Consider the following 20674-nt stretch of genomic DNA (forward strand, 5'->3'; position numbering starts at 1 on the left):
ATTAGAAATAATTAAAATTAGGGAATGAACGCGCAAGCAACATAAAAAGGCCGGAAGTCTTCACTTCTACGGCCTTTTCCTTATATCTCATCCGGAATATCAAATGATACCATCGTTCCCTCATCTGGTTCACTTATGATCGATAATCCCTGACCATACCGTTGTAACAACCTGCGGTTCGTATTCGCAATGCCGATCCCGCCTTTTCCACCCAGCGTAGCATGCAGCAGCTCAGTAACCTTCTCGGGCTCCATGCCTTTGCCATTATCCTTGACCTCAATGCGGGTATAACCCTCATGACGAGTGATGGATAGGCATAACGTACCGCCTACATTTCGGCTTAATAGACCGTGTCTGACGGCATTTTCAATCAAGGGCTGAATCGATAGCGGCGGAAGAAGCAGCGGAAGATCCGGCTCGACGTTCAATACAACCGACAACCGATCTTCAAATCGTGTTTTCTCAATAAAAAGATAAGCTTCCACGAGTTCCAGCTCGTGTGATAATTTCACCAGTTCTCCTGTGTTGAGATAGTTGAAGCTGATTCGTAGATAGGATGAAAAAGCTTCACCAAGCTTCCGCATATGCTCCGTATCAATGTCACTTAAAACCATAAGTGAATTCAGCGTATTGAACAGAAAATGGGGCTGAATCTGAGCCTGTAGATAGGCGGCCTCCATGCGCAGGCTCTCTTTGATGGACTGATTTAACATGGTTAATGCACGTATCCGGTATTTCAGTTCCACCGCATCTACAGGCTTCGTGACATAATCATTCGCACCCGACGCAAACCCCGTGTAGATATCTGGCGGCTGACTTCGTGCCGTCAACAGCAGCACAGGAAGCTCAGACATCGAGAATTGCTCCCGCACCTTCTGGGTTAACTCATATCCGGACATATTGGGCATCATCACATCTGTAATGAGCAGATCCCACTGACGTGTGCCGAGCAATTCCATCGCTTCCTGACCCGAACCTGCTGTAGTTATATCGTATGGTTCCGTCGAAAGGATGCTGACCAACACATCCAGATTCACCGGATCATCATCCACAGCCAGAATGGTGGCTCTCCCCTCTTTTAGCAAAGGAGCAATCTCCGCTGTCGCCGAGGACTCTACGCCGCTCAGACCGGGGTGGGGTAACAGGAATCCGCCAGGTGCATCTTCCATCATCTCCATGGCCTGTTCCCAGATTAGAGGTAGCTGCGACTGAGCCTGATCGGCGGCTTCATGTGCGAGTGGCAGATCGAAGGTGAATGCCGAACCCTTTCCAAGTTCCGATTGAACCGTTAGTTTCCCGCCGTGCAGTTCTACGAGCTGTTTGCAGATGTTCAATCCAAGCCCGATGCCTTGTCCATCACTTATACCATAAGACCCTTGTTCATACGGAAGGAATATGCGCATCCGTGTGTCCTCATCCATACCAACACCTGTATCCGTCACATGAATCAGAGCATGTCCTTCACGAATTTCGGCACTTACAGAGATCGTTCCTTCCTCCGTATGTTTGAGCGCGTTATGCAGCAGATTATACAAAATCTGAACCAGTCTTTCTTCATCAGCCATGACTAGAGGGAACGATTCATAAATTTCCATATGAAGGCGGACCGGTTTTCGTTCTGCCATGAATTGCAGCATAGCGATAATGCCAGGCACTACTGACTGTATTGAAAGAGGAACCTGATGCAGCACAATTCGGTGCTCCTTCAACCGGACGACATCCAGCAGATCGCCTAGCAGATGGGACATCCTTCGGCCGATTGTGATGAGCAGTTCCATATCCTCCAGGCTCCGTTCATCCAACCTGCTCTTCTCTCTGGTGACCACGTTATAGGCGATGTTAATGATCCCGTGCAACGGAGTCCGCAGTTCGTGGGATGTATTCGCCAAGAACTGATCTTTAATTTTGTCACCCTTCTGCAGTTCTGTATTCAGTTTCATATTCTCACTGGCATTCCTGAAGTACTTCTTGAACCAATAGGCGGAGAAGCCAGTAATGGCAAATATGATATCGATTGGATAGTACACTGTTGTCACATCTCTGGCCGTCTCGGCCACACTCCATAACAGGTTAGATGTAATGCCCCCTGCAGTAAGCAGCAGAAAAACAATGTCCCGGTCCCCCTGTTTCCTGAAGATCATCGTTCCGACGATGTATAGAAACCAGATCATGGATACAAGAAAGAATATGTTAATGACGTTGTAATGGATCATGGCATATGTAATGTGAATAGGCACCACCACAATCACGACGGTATAGATCAAGGTAATGACAACGTGCAACTGAAGCCATGCCTTTCGTACATGAACCATCATTAATCTCTGGAATAGCAGAAGGATACAAGCGTTTTGCAACAACAATGAGATCAATCGAATTTTAATACCCCAAGTATAATTAACAGGAAGCCATAACATCAAAATATTATCATGACCCATCATAACCGCGATACCAACTGATAGAGTTAATATGGCTCCAACCAGCAAAGCGCGTTCCTGTGGATTGAATGCGTAGAGAATACAAGCATACATGCCGTGAAGGAGCAAAATTAGAAAGGTGACCATCTGAAACCCAATGGAGTACCACCGCGAAAAATCAACAGCTGCCTCAGAGCCGAAGCGAACAGGTTTGCTAATTCCGCCCATATACGGGCTGTCGTAATTGGCTACGCGGACCAATAATTCAATGGAGGTTGTTCCTTCGCGATCGTAGGTCGCTGTATATGAAGTACTTCTGGGTATATATGTACTGCTATTCGCGGAGACCTCACCCATACCGCCGTCAGCGACTCCGTTCATCTCAATCTCGGATGAACTTCGAATCCCCTTGAACCAGAAGGTAACGGGTGTCTGAAGTGGGTCTGTCAAAATACGCAATCGATACGTTCCGAATCCGTATGAACTCTCTTGTCCCTGACTCTGTGCACTTCCCCAGTCTCCAGGGACTTGAACACTCTTCCCATTGCCATCCCTCGTCGCGATTTCTTTCTGAGTTAATAACTCATTCGAGTAGAGTTCCCATTCCCCATTCAAGTACATGACCGGAGATTGATTCAGATCCACGCCCCGCAAGTCTAGCACTCCATTCACAGCGCGGTGCTCATCAACCGTGCGGAAAAACTCCGACCAAGTTAATCGCATACCCACTAGCAATCCGAAAATGACCAGCATAATTATTATATATCTGTAACGTATTACAGGTTTTATTTGCAGTGAATTCATAGATTTATCATTACCTGACTTTGGTTAAACCGAGCTTCCAGTCCTGATACCATTTGCTAATATCCTCACTGATGGGTATCTCCAAATCGTGCTCCATTCTGGTGGTTAAGAGACGGTACTGCTCCTCCACACCGAGATCGTTGTGCATTTCATCATAGAGTTTCATTAAAATAAAATAACTTTCTTCCTCATCCGGAAGCATATGCTGGATACGTCTTGTGCTCTCAATGACTTTCTCTCCTAGCCCCTGCTTCTGGTAATAGAGACTTAGTTGTCGCATGTGATACAACCACAGGTAGCGTAACCTTTCTCGTTCAGGCTCCGCCCACATGTATTCGTAATTGCCAAGATACGTGCCCTTATACAGATGAAGCGCTTGCTCATATGCATGAACTGTATTTGAGTCTACAACCTTCCATTGCCTGATTTCCTGTTCCCACTGCTCACTATCCAACTGAGCTCCACCCAATTCAAGCCTGTAGCCTGCTTCCAAGTGACCACTCTGAATTGTAATCATATCCATTCCGCATGCTTTGAGGGTTTGGCGGACATGATACATGGCAGTATAGAGTTGATGTACCGTCTTTTCTTCTTCCAATTCAGGCCACAGCATCTCAAGCAGCACACTGCGATAAATGGTCTGATTCCGATGATGGAGCAGATATGCAAACAGCTCCTGCGCCTTACTTGTGCGCCACTTGGCAACTTGGATATCCTTGTCTGGAAGCTTGAATTGAATCTGATTAAAGCAGCAAATTAAAGGCACATCTGTATCCTTTGACCGCTGCTCGCGTTTCGAACTCAGTTTCTCCCGTACTCGGCTCACCGTCTGCTTTAATCGATCCTTCTGGATGGGCTTCATGACATAATCCAAAGCCTGTAGATCGAAGGCATGCACTGCATATTGGTCGTAGCTGGTCACAAAAATAATTTCGACCCCAGGTACTGTGGCCTGGATCTGTTTCCCCAGATCCATACCATCCATCTCTGGCATATGGATATCCAGAAATACCACATCAGGGCGGTGCTCCTTAATCCCCCCCACAGCCTCTGTCGGATTCATGTATGTAGCGATAATTTCAATACCGCTTACTTCTTTCTCTAGTGATTTTTGAAGGCCTATCAACGCTAGACGTTCGTCGTCAACCAATATCACTTTCACCGGAGCTTCCTCCTCGACCCTAAAGTCTTGAGATTTATTTACACTATTATATCATAGGAATTTTAAGTATTTGGATTCTAGTTTCCTTTTTTTAATTTTCAGCAATTTAATTGTATAATACTTAATAGAGGACAGGTTAACAGATCTGGTCCAGCAGAGGAGGAAGGTTCCAAATGTCAGATTCGAATCAAAGCTTTGGGCAAGCCCTTGTCAAATCATTAGTAGGGGAACGCGGTCATATCCGCATCGCCCGTGCTCTACCGGACATTGATGTCACACTCGCGGCTCGTACACACGATGCCATGCCATATACCATCTATCAGTTAGTGAAACACATGCATTACTGGCAGCAATTCATGCTCGAACACTTGGAAGGGCGCAAGCCACAGCTCCCTGCTAACGTGAGTGAGAGCTGGCCTGAGGAGAAAGGCCCACTGGATGAAGCTACATGGAAAGCGGATATTCAGGCATTCCTGAAAGGGGTCGATCAAGCGGTGGCTATTGCCGAAACGGCACAATTAGATGATCCATTGCTCTATTTCCCAGGAGAAACCAAGGCAGGACTTCTGCGAAATATCGCCTCCCATAATTCGTACCATCTGGGCGAGATTGTTCTGCTTCGCCGCTTCTACGGCGCATGGCCACCACCAGGCGGCGGATTCCCGGCGTAACCATATTAAAAAAGATCTATTTAGAACGAATATACAGACACATCCAAGCTGTGAAAGGACGATTGTTCCTTTTACAGCTTCTTGTGGTTACAGGCGAATAGTATCCATTAAAGTGCAGATTATAACGCTCATATCCTGTACCAGCCTCATATATTACTTCAAAGTACGTATGTGACTTTGAGGTGCGTACTTCTCATCCTTCTTTTTCTGATCCACAATATGAACAGAAGAAGAGAGGAGCATGTCCATTGAAACCCGAACAATTGGTTACCCGTTACACTGCGCTTGTCATCGGTGCTGGAGGCGTTATTGGGAGAAACCTTATTGATTATCTGATGACACTCCCGCAATGGAATGTCATTGGTGTATCTCGCCGTGGAGGGCAAGATGCCCCCAGGTTACGTTATATATCAGCAGATTTACTGAACGAAGTGGACACGCAAGACAAACTGAGTCATTTAACGACAGTTACTCATATCTTTTATGCTGCTTATCAAGATCGCCCAACCTGGGCCGAATTGGTGCAACCCAATCTGGCTATGCTCGTCAATGTGGTGAATGCGATTGAACCGATTGCCCCAAATCTCGAACATATCAGTCTGATGCAAGGTTATAAGGTGTACGGTGCACATCTGGGTCCATTTAAAACACCTGCCAAAGAAACGGACGCACATCATATGCCTCCTGAATTCAATGTCGATCAGCAGCTGTTTCTTGAGGATCGGCAACCCGGAAGCAGCTGGACCTGGTCAGCTCTGCGCCCTTCTGTTGTATGTGGATTCGCTCTGGGTAATCCAATGAACCTTGCGATGGTGATCGGGATATATGCCTCCATCTCTAAGGAACTTGGCTTACCACTTCGCTTTCCCGGGAAACCAGGGGCGTATCATTCCCTTCTTGAAATGACTGATGCGACATTGCTGGCTCATGCAACTGTATGGGCAGCAACCGAACCTCGCTGTGCCAATCAGGCATTTAATATCACCAATGGCGATCTGTTTCGCTGGAATGAACTCTGGCCCAAAATCGCTTCATTTTTCGAACTGGAAACGGCTCCTCCACTCCCCCTCTCCCTTACAACGGTAATGGCAGATAAAGAAGCTCTTTGGAGTTCCATGATTGAGAAGTATGGTTTGGTAAATACCCCTTATGATGATGTCTCTTCCTGGGCATTCGGTGACTTTGTCTTCTCATGGGATTACGATTTCTTCGCAGATGGTTCCAAGGCTCGCCGATTCGGATTTCACGAATTCATCGACACGGAGGCTATGTTCATGGATATTTTTGAGAATCTGCGTGATCGCAAGATCATTCCATAAAGAAAGAAAATGCATAATAAGCCGAATCCTGAATTGCAGAATCGGCTTATTATGCTACTACAACCGTCAGGTTGGCGGTTTAAACAGAATTTCCCCTCTGTCGCCATACACTTTCTCCACATGTGTATCACCCCATCGACACATCAGATGAAGAATTTCTTTAAGACTCCACCCATACTCTGTTAACTCATACTCCACTTTAGGAGGGACCTGGTGATGGGAAATACGGACAATAACCCCCGCCTCCGTTAGTTCACCAAGTTGCTGAGTCAACACTTTCTGGGTGATCGCAGGGATCAGCTTCATCAGTTCGCCATTACGTTTCTTGCCAAAGGTAAGATGGAATAGAATAACGGGCTTCCACTTTCCCCCGATCACTTCAAGAAAAGCTTCAACTGCGGTGTTATATACTTTGAGCGGTTCCTCCATATCACCTTCTGTCTCCCTTCCAGACTATTGCTCAATCTTCCCGATTCATCTTCTCAAAAATATGGACTAATTGCGCTCGATCCTCTTCGTTTAATTTCTGGAATAATTTCTTACGCAACTTCTGGCCCTCCAATATTGCTCTTTCGAGGACTTCCACCCCTTACTTACAGTGAACCTTGAAGGTTTGCAGGCTGATTTTCCTCATTCAACAGACCTTGAATAAAGGTTTCAAAATTGGGTGCAAGCCAAGTGATCTTGTAGCTTTCTTTTTTATCCACATGAACAACCTCGGGCTCACCCGCATTGCCGGATTCACGATAATCCAGCATCACTACCTCCGAATCGGAAGGACACTCACATAGAACAACACCGATTTCGGGGTAACCCCCCTGTTCGATGATATACCGGCTGCCAGCTTCGCCACCTAACGAATGTGCTTTCTCCCGTCCAATACCCAATATTCCCGCTACCTCAACGCGGATCTTCTTGGCAGCCTCTGCTTGGGTAACAGGATAATACCGATAGTGGGGAACACCACCATTATGTAATTTCATCATGTTAATATAGGAAGTTGGCAGCTTGAACACCAACTGCTCCTCCACTGACTCGACCTGTCCATCGGTAGGCGGGGCCAATACATATTGATCCGCAGCTTCAGCACTGTCATTCCAAAAACCCATTGGTTCCAGATGGCTAACACCAACAGGTGCGATTGAGATTTCTGAGACTGATGGGACGGTATCCGCGGGCTTCTCTGCAGATTCAGATGGCTCCTCCATTTTGCTTCGAATCCATTCCAGAAATTCCAGCGTATCTTCATCTTCAGGATCCAATTCATCCGCTCTTTCGAACGCCTGCAGCGCATGAGCATATTGCTCCAGATAGTAATAAGCCAGTCCAATCCGATAATGCCAGAGCGGGTCAGCTGTGCCCTCTTTAGCAACCGTCAGGAATTGTTCGACTGCCTCTTCATATCGTTCCAGGTTATTCAGCGCTCGTCCCAGATGGTTTACAAGCTCATAATCCCTTTCTTCCACAGGAATCGCTTGAATTGCATCTACAATTTCCTGAAATTCATCTTCTTCATGCCACTCTTGCAATTGAACCAACAGCTCGTCTCTCATTCCTTTGGCCTCCCCGTTCATTCTCTCATGATTACGTATTGAAAATTATACCACTATCCGGATCACCATCTCCAGCAAAGCAAGATCCTTAGGGATATCAGGAATCGATATCTTTTCATTTCCGATGAAAAGGCTAAAAAAAAGGTAACCTGAACCCTGTTAAGAGAACCAGGCAGGCTACCTCCTTTATTCCTTCCACTACATTGCATTCTTCATTCAATTCAGCAACTCAACACAATCGTAGACCCAACCCGCACTCAACCAGTTACCCAAGTCACTGGAACCGCTAATCGGCGTAATGGTCATGGTATTGGAACCATTCACAAAGTAGGATGCTGGAACATTCCAGCTAAAGGTTGTGTTGTTGCCACGATAGGTACCAATGGTGAAACTGCGAGAATTGGGCTGTGAAGACGCGGCAGGATTAGTTAATGCATGTCCATTAACCGTTACGCTAGGTCTGCCATTATTGTAGGCTGCGGTAATACCGATGTTGAGCATATGAGAAGATGAAGCTTGGGATGCATTCAAGTTAAACGTTATTGTAGTTGGAGAATTCTCACCACGGAACTGGATTGCTGGGAATCGGTTGGTCGCACTACCGGTAGCATAGGTAACAGGGCCCCAGCTTGGATTGCGACTATCAGAAGGGTGACGAATTGGAATCGTCTGTCCATTCAGGAATTCCCGTGGCGTACCATCCCAGTTACCGATTCGCCAGATGCTAGAGGCTTTACTCGGGTCATTGTTAATCGTACGTGTATTCAGAGTCGTCGTTTGTCCTGCCGTGACATTAACCGTTTCCGTATATACGGCCAGTTCTCCCTTATAGGCTGTCATGGTGTACGTCCCTGGGATCATGCTATATTTGGCGGCCGCCCCACTTGAAGACGTACCCGTCCAATACTGTGCATTGCTATTGGCGAACCCAATCGTGTACGCATAACCCGTATCCATCCCCGAGAGACCATTGAGTACCACGTTCCCCCGACTGGATACCCAACACTGTAGATTCAAGCCAGACATCCAACTGAAATCAGGTACACTAGGCGTGCCACCCGTTGTGAAGATCAAAGCGTACGGTCCATGCAGACCCAGGCGCCAATTCTCCGTCTGTGCATGTCCCGAGTTCATATAGTTATATATTTCCGTCTCTGTTCCACTTTGGAACTGGATATCACGGAAGAATGGACCACCAGAACTTTTTTCCCGATTGCCATAAGCCATAAATACACCGACGCCATTACCCGTAACCCCACGAACCGATAAGTCTTTAGCCTGATCATTACCATAGTATTTCGAGGCACTCTGACCATTCGCGAAACCAAACACATCCTGACTCTCAATTGCTCCTGTGTTACCCCGATTATTGGAATTCGCCGGAACGCCTGTCAACACACTACCATTACCGCGGAAAATGTACCGCAGCTCCCCGATTGAAGGTTGAGCCGTGATATGCGTTGCCATGTAAATGATGTTCTCGCCACCACGCGAAGCATAATAGTGAGTTAGTGTGCTTGTGGATACCGTGATTAACACGGTTGATCCTGAAGGAGAGGTGTTCCAAGTTACATTGGCAGAGGAACCCAAGCCTGATCCGATATGCGATCCCCTGTTGCTGTTCAGCTCCATACCGTTCATTTTGGCCGATATAATATCTCCATTGGTTTTGTTCACCACATAGACTAATCCTGAACCGGTGTTTACTTCGATTCTGGAGCCGTTATCGGAAACATTAATGGTTGCCGCGTGTCCGGTAGATGCAGGGTATACAGCAGCTGTTGCGATCATAACGACAATTAAAAACAAGCCAAGTGCCTTTCTCAAACTCCGTTGGGTCATGAGTAATCCCTCCTTGGAATTCATTTTATAAAGCGCTTACATTATGATGTATAACAACCTAAACTTCCGTCTCATATCTTACAATTCCAATAAAATAATACCATTATATTACATATATTTGCAATGAAAACAGAGCATTGACCTGGTAGAATATTCTGAAAGCAAAAAACGCAGCTTCAAAAGCTGCGTCCGCAGATACCTATCTAGAGATAATATCATCTCTTCCGAATGGGTATCCATATCTCGCTTCTATATTGCTCAACAGTAACATCCTTGTGCTCATTCCATAGCATTTCCGGACCCTCACTCAGCTCATAGTCTGATGAAGGAAACCACTCTGCGTAGATCCGGCCCCACACTTCCTGAAGCGTCCTTGGAAACGGACCAACGACGGTAAATACGGCCCACGTCGAGGCAGGAACCTCAAGCTGTGCCAAGCCTTCAGGCGCTTCTTTGGTCGTAGCTGCACCAATGTAGTGATCCAGTTCTCCCTGTTCTGCCATTCGCCCTTCACTGAAATGGGCCGATGCACTGATTAAGCCCGTAGGCTGGATGTTCGATAATCCCTTGATTGTATCGATCAGTTCCGGTGTAAGACGCTGATACATCGCAGCGATCTCCGGATTCACCCCGTTGAATACGATCGGCACCCTTTTACTGATACCTACAATCCGAAAGGCCTCTTTGTCTTCAAAGCGGTAATTCATTTCGCTTCCTCCTTGAATGGTCAATTGAAATGTCATCCGAGGGAAGGCTTTGAGCGATGGACCATGACTCCGCGCTTCGGAGGGTGTAACTCCATGCATGCTTTGAAAAGCCCTGGCGAAGGAATCCGGCGAGGCATACCCATATTTCAGTGCAACGTCAATGACTCTGCTGTCATTCCGGCTTAGCTCCAGTGCCGCCAGCGTCAAGCGTCGACGTCGAATATATTCCGACAGCGTAAAGCCGCTAAGAAAGGAAAACATACGCGTAAAATGGTACTCCGAGCAGCAGGCGATCCGTGCAATCTCCTTCATATCCACGGTGTCCGTCAGATTCTCCTCAATATAACTCAAAGCCTCGTTCAATCGCGCCAGCGTATCCATGTCATTCCCTCCCTCGTTAATTTAAGGATAGCAAAGCCGTTCCCATCGCATCCGACATTTCCTGCACCATTCTGCAGGTAGCTCCCACATCGTTCGAATCGTCCTGAAACAGGAAAAAAGTTGATGAAAGGATATGTTCCTCTAGAAAAGAAAAGAATCGAATGAAGAAAACAATGGAGCAGACAGGTACATTGACAGGTTTTTGTGCGTATTCTCCATTTTGCAGATATGCCGTTCCTCTTATTTGCCGTTCACATATTTTAAAGAGAGATAGTTTTGATCATAACGGATAAGGGGAGCGGTCAAAATGGGAGCCAGGCCAAAAAGATCTATCAAAAAGCAGGGAGTTTCTATTATTGCCTGCACGAAACGCCAAAGCTATATAAGAAACCTGTTTAATAACTACAGCCGACAGAACCACGCCAAGAAAGAACTTATCATTATTGTTAACAACGATAACATCCCCCTTACTCCTTATCTAAGCTTAGCCAAAAAACTTCCAAACGTACACGTTTATCGTCTTCCGGAACGTACCTCCCTCGGCGCTTGTCTAAATTACGCTATTAAGAAAACGAAATACGACTATATTGCCAAGTTTGATGATGATGATTATTACGCTCCCTACTATTTGACGGAAAGCGTGCAGACCTTTCAAAGAACCAATGCCGATGTCATTGGCAAGCGGGCACATTACATGTATTTACGCGGATCAAAGACGTTTATCCTTCGTTTTCCACAAGATGAACATCGACCTGTGACCCTAATCCCTGGCGCAACGCTTGTCTTTAAACGCAAGGTAGTCAACAAAGTTCAGTTCCCGAATCGAAGTGTCGGTGAGGATGATCTTTTTTGCATTAGAAGTAAACGAAACGGGTACAACGTTTATTCTGCTGGAAAAAGTAATTTTGTCGCGATACGCAGGAAAAACTCATCCAACCATACATGGATCATTAGCGACAAAGAACTAATCTCTCAAAGCCAAAAAATACCATCCGTTACGCATTACAAGAGATATGTGCAGAAAAAGCCAAAGGGCGTATTGTAATGGTGAACTCAGGCAATTCTCGTGATCTGAATGGGGTTTCCATCATTGTTTGTACCAAAAGGCGACAATGCATGGGCAACCTTTTTCGTAACTACAACAGGCAGAATTATAGGAGTAAAGAGCTTATCATCATATTAAATAATAATAATCTGCGTGTGAACGAATATATGAAGGAGGCAAAAAAATATAGGAACGTAAGGATCGTTTCACAGCCGGAACATGTATCGCTTGGCTATTGCCTGAATTATGGGGCTTCACTATCTAAGTACAATCTCATTGCTAAATTGGATGACGATGATTATTATGCTCCGCGCTATTTAACGGATAGCGTGCAAACCCTCTTAAAGACCAACGCAGATATTGTTGGGAAACGAGCCCACTATATGTATTTGAGCAGCAAAAATCTCCTTCTGCTTCGTTACCCTACCAAGGCGAATCAATATGTTCCCCTGATTCAAGGAGCGACCCTTCTCGTAAAACGACATGTGGTCACCGAGGTTGGTTTTCGTGATAAAAATCGAGGCGAATGCGTAACGTTTTGTTCCGATAGTCTGGCAAAAGGCTACAAGATTTACGCGGGAAGTCCATCCAACTTCCTTGCGATCCGCAGGAGGAACTCTGCAGATCACACGTGGATCGTAAGCGATAAAGACCTCTTAACAAGAAATGTTAAGGTACTGAAAGTGAAAAACCCCAAAAATTTTGTTTGTCGAAATGCAAATTAACGGCAGATTGAATCTCAAAAAAAGAGCAGCATTCCGCTGCTCTTCTCTGTTCTCGACCCGATAGTCATATGTGGTTGGACTCAAGCCAGATATTCCGCCATGATCTGCTCAATATTGAATGGGGTAACCCCTTTCTCCACCGAATAGATCGTATCGGCCTCATCCAACGTATCCACCAGTTTACCTCGGGCCTTGGCATGGAGCGTGAACAAGTCGTACAGGTCCGGTTTACGCAACGTTGTCAGGGCTTTGCCCATCAGGACCATCCCTTTTTGATTGCCCTCGACATTATTGTAATAATCCGGGTGTCTGGTTAGCGCCAGATCCGTCCAGATTACCGTACGCTCCACCAGATCCATAATGACGGGAATCGCTATCTGCGTATCCGCACTGATATCAATCTTGTTAGCCACCATGGACGGCTCAAAGATCTCACCAGAACCCGGCTTCTTCCGCATCATCCAACCCACAAAACATTCCGGCAAATCGCAATACGGATGACTCGTAAAGGAAAGCAGACTCGCCACCACATAACGTCCGCCATAATCAACGATCGAAGGAATATGCAGATCAATGAACTCACTTGCGCCATATGGTGCTGTCACGATATCTCCACTATGAACAGCCTTATAGTTAGAGGATCGCAGATTCGTGTAGGAAATATGCTCCACATAGTTCCAATCCTTATCGTACATCACCGCAGACAGGTCAATGTCCACGCGCCCTGTTGACTTGCCATCCACATCCCCCTCTTTCCACCAGTTGAAGAAACGAATCGTATCACCCTCTGCCATCGGCACACGGCTTCCACGTACGATGGTATGCAGAGCCTTGCTCGCAGATCTCTGAGAAAAGGGCACCAGATAATCATGGAGCTGTGGATCAACATAGGTCTTCCCAAGCGGGGAAAGGTTAGCGAATCGTTCTACCAGTGCCTGCTCGCACAATTGTACGACATCCTGACACGTCACTTCATCGATCTCTGGCAGCTCATTCGGAACGGCAAAGGCTTTGGCTACATTACCTTTCGGGAAAAAGATACGCAGATCCTGCGGTTCATTACGGCGGGCAAAATGCTGTCGCACCTGCAACAATACCGGGGTAGATACCTGTGGTATAACTTCACCAAATGCCAGCAGCACATACGCTTCATCTTCGGTCATCCGCAGCAAGTGATCCAGTCTTCTCGCGAATTCACCTGGACGCTGTGACAACAGATCGATCAGACTCCAGACATTTCGATATTGGAACGCAAGTTCCACACTTCCGTTGAAGGTCGAATACGGCTTATCATTACGCAAAATATCAAAGGCTTCTTCGCATCGCGGATACCGAAGCTTATACTCCGAAGGATGAAGGATTTCGCCGAGGCGAATCCAGCGGTCCTTATATCGCAGCATATCCTCTGTTATGGAACCACAATGCTCTAGCAATCCGAGCAAAAGGCGTCTCTCACGCCGCTTGAATTTCCGGAAGGGAGAAGCCGTAGCCAGACTAACGTCACCATTGGACCAGGCAACAGCCAGACGGAGGACATCACTTGCCGTTTTAAAATACAGGCCGATTCGGTCGATACCTGCTTTTTCATGCTTCAACAGTGAGGAGACAACGAAGCCTACATTTTCCTTGAACGGAATTTCATCAGGCAGAATCGCATCCACTTCACTTGGGTCTGCATGCTCCAATACTGTATCGATATCTTTCTTGTCCGTTTCAGAGATGGAACCCTTGGCTTCAATGATCTGACGGATTAGCGCTTGAAACGCTTGTTTGTTTCCCAAACCGATGACTTTCAAGTCCGTCTTCTCCAGCAAAGGCGTTCTCTCCACCGATGGTTGATCCGGATAGACCACGGTCAGATGAGTCAGATAATGAATAATCGCATTAAGGTATAACTCCGCTTCATCCGCTTGCATCACCTGCATCGGGAATCCTGCATACATCGGTGTGTACTTCACATGTGCGCCGACCATGACTCTCAGATCAGCCACGAGTTGAATATATACTGCTTCAAATTGTTCCTTGGATAGCTGCCGCATTGCTTGCATCAACTCGTGCGAGAAGGTGTATCCGAGTGCTTCGATATTTTTAAGGGCAGTCGCCAGATGAGTCTTCGGCAACTGTTGTTTCCCTTCGTTTGATTCGATAATGAGTTTGTTCGCTCTGCGCAAATAGATGGTATTGTTCATGATAAAAGAGTCCAGGAAAGCCACATCCCTATATAACGTGAAAGGTTAGGGTTAGAAGGAAGGAATATGATAGCCTGGACGCCTCCTCTCTGAAATGAAATCTTCAGGAGAGCTGCGACCCTATGATCTCCAATGATTGTAGAAGGAAGGATCGCAATAGCCTGAAGGCCAGCGGTTCGAAGTTCATCACCCGAACCTCTGGTGAACCCATCATCTCAGATTCCATGATCTTCCAACAGGGCGAAAGTATTACGACATAGATTTAAGATTTTAATGAAATAGAAAAAAGCCTTTGCCGACCCCCAATGTCAGCAAAGGCTTTTCATTTTAGATTGTGTTTATTGATCAATCAAGTTTGTTACTTTCAACATTCTTGCAATCAATGCAGTAACCTCAGCACGGGTCATCGTGGTCTTCGGACTCAGAACCTCTGGCCCGTTACCCTGGATGATACCCGCTGCAATCAACTGGGCTACATCTTCTTTCGCCCAATTCGATACATCGGCTGCATCACTGTAACGTTCCAATTCAGTGTTCATCTGATCTGGGCTGATTACTGCTTCCGGTTCGATCAGACGATACGCACGAGCCACCATGGCAAATCCTTGCTCACGTGTGATCTCCTGATTACCGTAGAAGTTCCCATTATCGTAACCGCGAACGATACCGAATTCATTCGCAAGGGCTACCGCAGAGCGGAACCATGCGGAATCGCTGATGTCCGGGAATAGATTCTGTGGTCCATCCTGACGCATTAAGCCCAGTCCAAGCACAACAATCTCGGCAAACTCGGAACGAGTAACCTGACGGTTCGGTGAGAATGTGTTATCTCCGTTACCTTTCAGATCTAATCTCGCAGCGATATTGTTCACATCGGTTTTACCCCAATGTGATCTTGCATCTTCGAAATCCTGTGGATTCCAGATGACCGAGTAGCTTCCGCTGCTACGCAAGTCATTAATGAGCGCGTAGTAACGACTATTGATCTTAGTGACAACCGTTGGTACATGGAAAATGCTACCGTCCGGGTTGATAATCACGCCTGTTGTAATCCGGTTCGGGTCGATGCCTTCCGGAAGCGCAATATACTTCGGTGCATAACCGTTTAGTTGCCCGGATCGAACCGTTTGTCCATCTTTCGTAAAGGTGAGATCCAGATCAACCGGTGTGACGAGTAGCTCGTACCCTTGGGAAGCGGCTCTTGTTTCGGCGCTGTCAATCAACGTATCCGATGAACGTGCGATGTTGATATGGACATCGATATCGTTCAACGCTGCATTACCAAGCTGTCTGGACACACCATTCACGTCCATTTTACCGCCAGGTACCGGATAGATTGCCAGCGGATTGCTAATGTTTAGTTTGGAACCTTGATCCACTAATTGTTTCAGTGTTTCGAGGGTTAAACCGTCCACCTTCATATCACCATCATTCGGTGAATGAATGGCGAACTGCTGACCTGTGCCTTGTGACATGGCAACATTCAGCTTGGCTGGATCAACTTGAACCAATGTTTCTTTGTTATCAGATGGTTTGGATGTAGCAAATGGTTGATGGCTACCATCCCGAGTTGTTTCCAAATTATCCTTCACTGGTGCCGGAGTTGGTGTTGGGGTTGGTACTGGAGCAGGTGTAGATGTACCTCCACCGTTACCTCCCGTATTTCCACCGCCGCCGTTATTGCCCCCACCATTGTTACCATTGTCACTGGATGCTCTGGTCACGTTGATTTTATACTCCGTAACATTTCCAAGTGAATCTGTTACTCTAACAACGATCTTATTTCCACCAACTTGGAGCGGTAGATTCTCACTTACAGTACCACTTGGAATCTCGTTCCATTCTCCATCTCCAACAGCTATTTCAATCTTGGCAAGTGGATCAAGTGCTGTAGGTGTTAACTGGAATTGATATACGCTATTTGGCACAGAAATTGTGTATGTGTCTTTAGCCGGATCAAAGGCCGGAGACAAGCTTCCTGTGGATGGGATCAGTGTCTGCAACGTAGATGCATCTGTACCAATTACTTTAGTAAGTCCCGTTCTAGCGTTAGTCAGGTCCTGAAGTGCCTTGTCTACCTGCGCTTGAGTCGCTGTCAGATCATTCAACACTCGCTCTGCTTCGTTCATCGCATTATCCAGTGCTGTCCAGCTCGCTGGCGTATAGGCTGACTCTTCCAGGCTTTCACCTGTAATTTCAGTTACTTTCGCTTGCAAAGCTGATTTATCTACAACTGGTACAGATGTTGTAGGGATTAGGCCCGTTCTTGCATCAGTCAGATCCTGAAGTGCCTTGTCTACCTGAGCTTGAGTCGCTGTCAGATCATTCAACACTCGATTTGCTTCGTTCATCGCATTATCCAGTGCTGTCCAGCTCGCTGGCGTGTATTGCTCTTCGTCCAGTTCACCAGTATCGATCTTATCTTTAATCTCATCGGCTTTGGCTTTCAACTTCGTTTTATCAATAACAACATATTGTTCCGAATTCGACCCTTTTGAATCTGCATATGCTGGATTGTTCGTCTTCGCTGTTACTGTCACCGTGTAGGCTCCTGCTTCCAGCGGCGGTTCCAATTGCGAAAGGTTAAGTACCGTTCCAGGCACCTCCACTGTCCGCTTTGTGCCGTCTTCCAGTTCAATTGTTACTTCATATTTATCCGCATGCTCAACTGCTTCCCATTTCAACTCATCGTCGGTCAGTGTGATGTCTGGCGCCGACAAAGGAGTGGCAGCAGTTGCAATGGTAAAGTACGAATTTGGACCAAAATTTGAGGTATTAAGGGTTACTTGGCCGTTCTCAATTAAATGTAATGAGTTTGGATTACCAAATTGAGTATCATCGCTGATCACAACATATTGAGGCAACGCCGGGTTACCTCCCGATACGTCTACCTGAAGTGTAATCTGTGATTCAGCCCAGTTTGCCTTCTGTATCTTGTAGATACGCTCCATCCCAAGCAATTTTTTCTCATCTTTCGTAATCGGTGTTTTGAATTCAGTACTTGCACCATTATCACCAAACGTAAAGAAAGAAGAATCGTTTGAGAATTCATTTTCATTAGCAGAATTGGTATTCTCGATACTGTTGCCCAGTGCAATCGTCATTATGGACCCCAGTTCCTGCGCTTTAGCTTGTTTCTGCATCAATCCGCTCTGATCATCTCGACCGATGCTTGTAATGCGATGGGTATAGACTGCGTTCACATCTGCATCCCAGATCGTAGCCATGTTTGAATCGAAATATGAATTTGCTGTCGTCTGATCCAGCGTGTAGCCATATTTGATAGCCAAATATGTGCTGACTTTTTGGCGTTCTGCGTCCGTCAGAGCATGATCATATACGATAATTTCTTCAATGGTACCCTGCCAATGTTCAATGCCCGTAGCTGCTGGGATCAGCTTACCGACTACTGCTCCGCCAGAGTTACCAGTATCCCATAGCTTCACATTATCTTTTCCCCAGTCATTTAGTTGCTGTACCTGCTTCATTTTACTGTACAATCTAGCTATGTTAGATTCAGTGTCCCCGCCTGTCCAAGTAACAAATTGCTCGTTCGGGAATGTCGTTCCCAAGAATCCTTCGGGGGTGTATAATGTTTGGTTCCTGTCACTGTTAAATGTGGTCAAGCCACCTCTTGTAGCATTTTGAAGCATCCCCATACCCGTATAACCACTCGTTTGGACTCCCCATGAAATGATATAATTGAGGCCTCCAGTTTTATTGGTTTTACTAACGGTAATGATCGATCTGGGGCTCTTCCCTTGAGGAAGCTTACTTACATCCAGATTCATAAAACTACTTGTGCCGTTATACTCCAATACCGGATTGAAATTAATATTATGACTCTTATCATCCCAATAAGTTGGTTGGTTATTGACCTCACCTTGCGTTGCGTTGTTTATTTTACTGCCTTGATCTTCCCATTTACTCACCTTTTGGCCGCTGGCAACTCCCATGCCCAAATCTGATCGTAGCCACAGTGCAGGGGCACCAACTCCACCCGGGCCAGCTGTGCTTCCACCATTCACCAAGGTAAGCCCTGTCCATGCAATTGTTAGTTCCTGAAGTGCCTTGTTTACTTGCTCTTGTGTTACATTTGGTTCACGTATCACTTGTTCTGCTACGTTCATCGCATCATGAAGTGCAGTCCAACTGTCTGATGTATATCTTGACTCTTCCAGGTTCTCACCTGTAATTTCGTCATATTTGCCTTGCAGAACTGACTTATCTACTACAATAATATCCCTGCGTACGGGTTCAGCAGAGATTCCGTTATTCATTGCTGTAACCCTCAATGTATATTCTCCAGGTGGCAACACAGAGGAAGGTGTGAATTCCCATGTCCCGTCTGGATTGACAGTAGCTTCCCCGACTATATTTTTAGCTGGGTCGGATTTGTTTACCATTGTAATAGTTACGACGGCCCCAGGTGTAACTGAACCTTTCAAAGTAGGTTTGACACCCACAGTAGAAAGATCCAGGGGAGTATCCAGTTCCAGATTGACTGGCATTCGGTATGTTAAAACAACCTTATTGGCTTGATTATCATACGCAACCGCTGCCGTCGTATTGATATCAGATACAAAGAATGTCTGGTCTTCTTGCACTGCTTGATATGGGGCTCTACCTATAGCAATATCGACAACCGGATTCGTAACTTCATCAGGCATAATCTTGGCATATACTCCAACCTTCGACCCCGATTGCATAGGACCAACCAAAGTCAGATAAGCACTACCGGTAGCTGTCGTATTCTTCAGGTACACATTACGTTGGTCCCCATCGGCATTAAAATTATCGTAGACATAGGCTGTGCCTCCAAAATCGAATCGAGCTTGGCTCGCATCCCCACGCATAAAAACAGCTACATTCCCTATTGTTTCACCTTCACTTAGTTCGGTTCCCAACAGCTTGTTGCCTGTTATCTTTCCTCCGGTCATCCTGAAGTTAGGACTTTGATATAGTCCCACCCCAATAATGACTCCATTTCCTCCTGAAATTTCATTATCTGTAATCAAACCATTCTGAATGTCCAAGGAGCCTCCCGAACCAGCACTTAGTATCGAAGGAGGGTTCTCTGTTACATTTCCTGAAACCTTGTTATCATGAATTATGGTGCCCTCTTGTATGACAACCATTGAATTACCTCCGCTAGTGGATATAACGGTTGCAGGCTGACTAGCGCTCGCTTTCAAGATGTGATTTCTGATTTCAGCCTCTTTAAAATTCACTGTACCGCCCGAATTACTAATCCCATATATCTGGCCGTTTGTACTTACATGATTGCCATCTATAATGATTTTCTCAAAAGTTACACTATTCGTTCTACTCCCACCACTGATCTGAATCAAGTTTCCATTAATAAAACTCTCACCACGTATAATGGAGTATGTATGCCCCTCTGTAGAGGTTATCGTAATATTCTTCCCAGTAGAAGAGATAACCAAGGTGGACTCCTGGATAATGTTACTTTGCAGGATTATAGTTCCTGTAGCATCGACCATTTCAAGTGCCTTTTCTATTGTTGCCACTGGCGCCTCTGACGTACCCGTGCCAACGATATCACTTCCCGTCGATGATACGTAGATATTTCCATCGGCCGCGCTTGCTATCGGAGCAAACAGCGACGATATTGATGACAATAGGACCACAAAAGCCAAAAACGATATTTTCATTGCCTTAAATACTTTCAAATTAACTTAACCTCCTATGTGATTCGAATGTTTTGGTCATTTACTGGGACAAGCCCTAACGCAAAACTCAGCTTCTTCTAAGCCCCAGTGGCTATCTGACCCTCATCTTGCTTATTCTACACATAGCCTCTTACCAAACTCTTACCAAACTCCTCGCTAACAAATACGA

The 20674-nt window shown here is 46.0% G+C and carries 12 protein-coding genes; 4 read left to right on the top strand and 8 right to left on the bottom strand.

Annotated features, from left to right (window positions below; genetic code table 11):
* Positions 1–80 precede the first annotated feature (80 nt).
* Both FS628_RS20640 and FS628_RS20645 read right to left on the bottom strand, forming a co-directional pair.
* The gene (locus tag FS628_RS20640) at positions 81–3218 is read right to left on the bottom strand and encodes an ATP-binding protein (RefSeq protein ID WP_145324895.1); all 3138 of its coding nucleotides are present in this window, start codon (positions 3216–3218) and stop codon (positions 81–83) included.
* A gap of 10 nt (positions 3219–3228) precedes the next feature.
* The gene (locus FS628_RS20645; RefSeq protein ID WP_145324896.1) at positions 3229–4380 is read right to left on the bottom strand and encodes a response regulator; all 1152 of its coding nucleotides are present in this window, start codon (positions 4378–4380) and stop codon (positions 3229–3231) included.
* Positions 4381–4553: 173 nt separating this feature from the next.
* Between FS628_RS20645 and FS628_RS20650 the strand changes: the two genes are divergently transcribed.
* Complete coding sequence (locus FS628_RS20650; protein WP_145324897.1) at positions 4554–5051, top strand: DinB family protein; 498 nt, start codon at positions 4554–4556, stop codon at positions 5049–5051.
* A 248-nt stretch (positions 5052–5299) separates the two neighbouring features.
* Entirely contained in the window at positions 5300–6370 is a 1071-nt protein-coding gene (locus FS628_RS20655; protein ID WP_145324898.1) for an SDR family oxidoreductase, read from the top strand.
* 66 nt (positions 6371–6436) lie between these two features.
* Here FS628_RS20655 and FS628_RS20660 read toward each other — a convergent pair whose 3' ends face one another.
* The 4 genes from FS628_RS20660 to FS628_RS20675 form a co-directional block, all read right to left on the bottom strand.
* Complete coding sequence (locus FS628_RS20660) at positions 6437–6799, bottom strand: winged helix-turn-helix transcriptional regulator (RefSeq protein WP_145324899.1); 363 nt, start codon at positions 6797–6799, stop codon at positions 6437–6439.
* 164 nt (positions 6800–6963) lie between these two features.
* A complete protein-coding gene (locus tag FS628_RS20665) occupies positions 6964–7923 on the bottom strand; it encodes an SMI1/KNR4 family protein (RefSeq protein WP_145324900.1) in 960 nt (319 codons plus the stop codon).
* Positions 7924–8139: 216 nt separating this feature from the next.
* Positions 8140–9765 carry a rhamnogalacturonan lyase B N-terminal domain-containing protein gene (locus FS628_RS20670; protein ID WP_145324901.1) on the bottom strand — a complete coding sequence of 542 codons (1626 nt, stop codon included), beginning with the start codon at positions 9763–9765 and terminating at the stop codon, positions 8140–8142.
* 215 nt (positions 9766–9980) lie between these two features.
* Positions 9981–10853, bottom strand: a complete 873-nt coding sequence (locus FS628_RS20675; protein ID WP_145324902.1) for an AraC family transcriptional regulator — start codon at positions 10851–10853, stop codon at positions 9981–9983.
* A 307-nt stretch (positions 10854–11160) separates the two neighbouring features.
* Here FS628_RS20675 and FS628_RS20680 point away from each other — a divergent pair, with 307 nt between their 5' ends.
* Complete coding sequence (locus FS628_RS20680; protein ID WP_145324903.1) at positions 11161–11898, top strand: glycosyltransferase; 738 nt, start codon at positions 11161–11163, stop codon at positions 11896–11898.
* Positions 11898–12623: a glycosyltransferase gene (locus FS628_RS20685; protein ID WP_145324904.1), complete on the top strand. Its 726-nt coding sequence runs from the start codon at positions 11898–11900 to the stop codon at positions 12621–12623. Before FS628_RS20680 ends, FS628_RS20685 begins: the two co-directional genes overlap by 1 nt.
* Positions 12624–12703: 80 nt before the next feature.
* Here the strand turns inward: FS628_RS20685 and FS628_RS20690 are convergent, their stop codons facing one another.
* On the bottom strand, positions 12704–14812 hold the full coding sequence (locus FS628_RS20690; protein ID WP_145324905.1) for a TerD family protein: 2109 nt from the start codon (positions 14810–14812) through the stop codon (positions 12704–12706).
* Between the two features lie 338 nt (positions 14813–15150).
* Positions 15151–20505, bottom strand: coding sequence for an S-layer homology domain-containing protein (locus tag FS628_RS20695; protein ID WP_145324906.1), 5355 nt, complete (start codon positions 20503–20505; stop codon positions 15151–15153).
* Positions 20506–20674: the final 169 nt, after the last annotated feature.

The organism is Paenibacillus xylanexedens (assembly GCF_007676705.1).
GTDB classification, from domain to species: domain Bacteria; phylum Bacillota; class Bacilli; order Paenibacillales; family Paenibacillaceae; genus Paenibacillus; species Paenibacillus xylanexedens_C.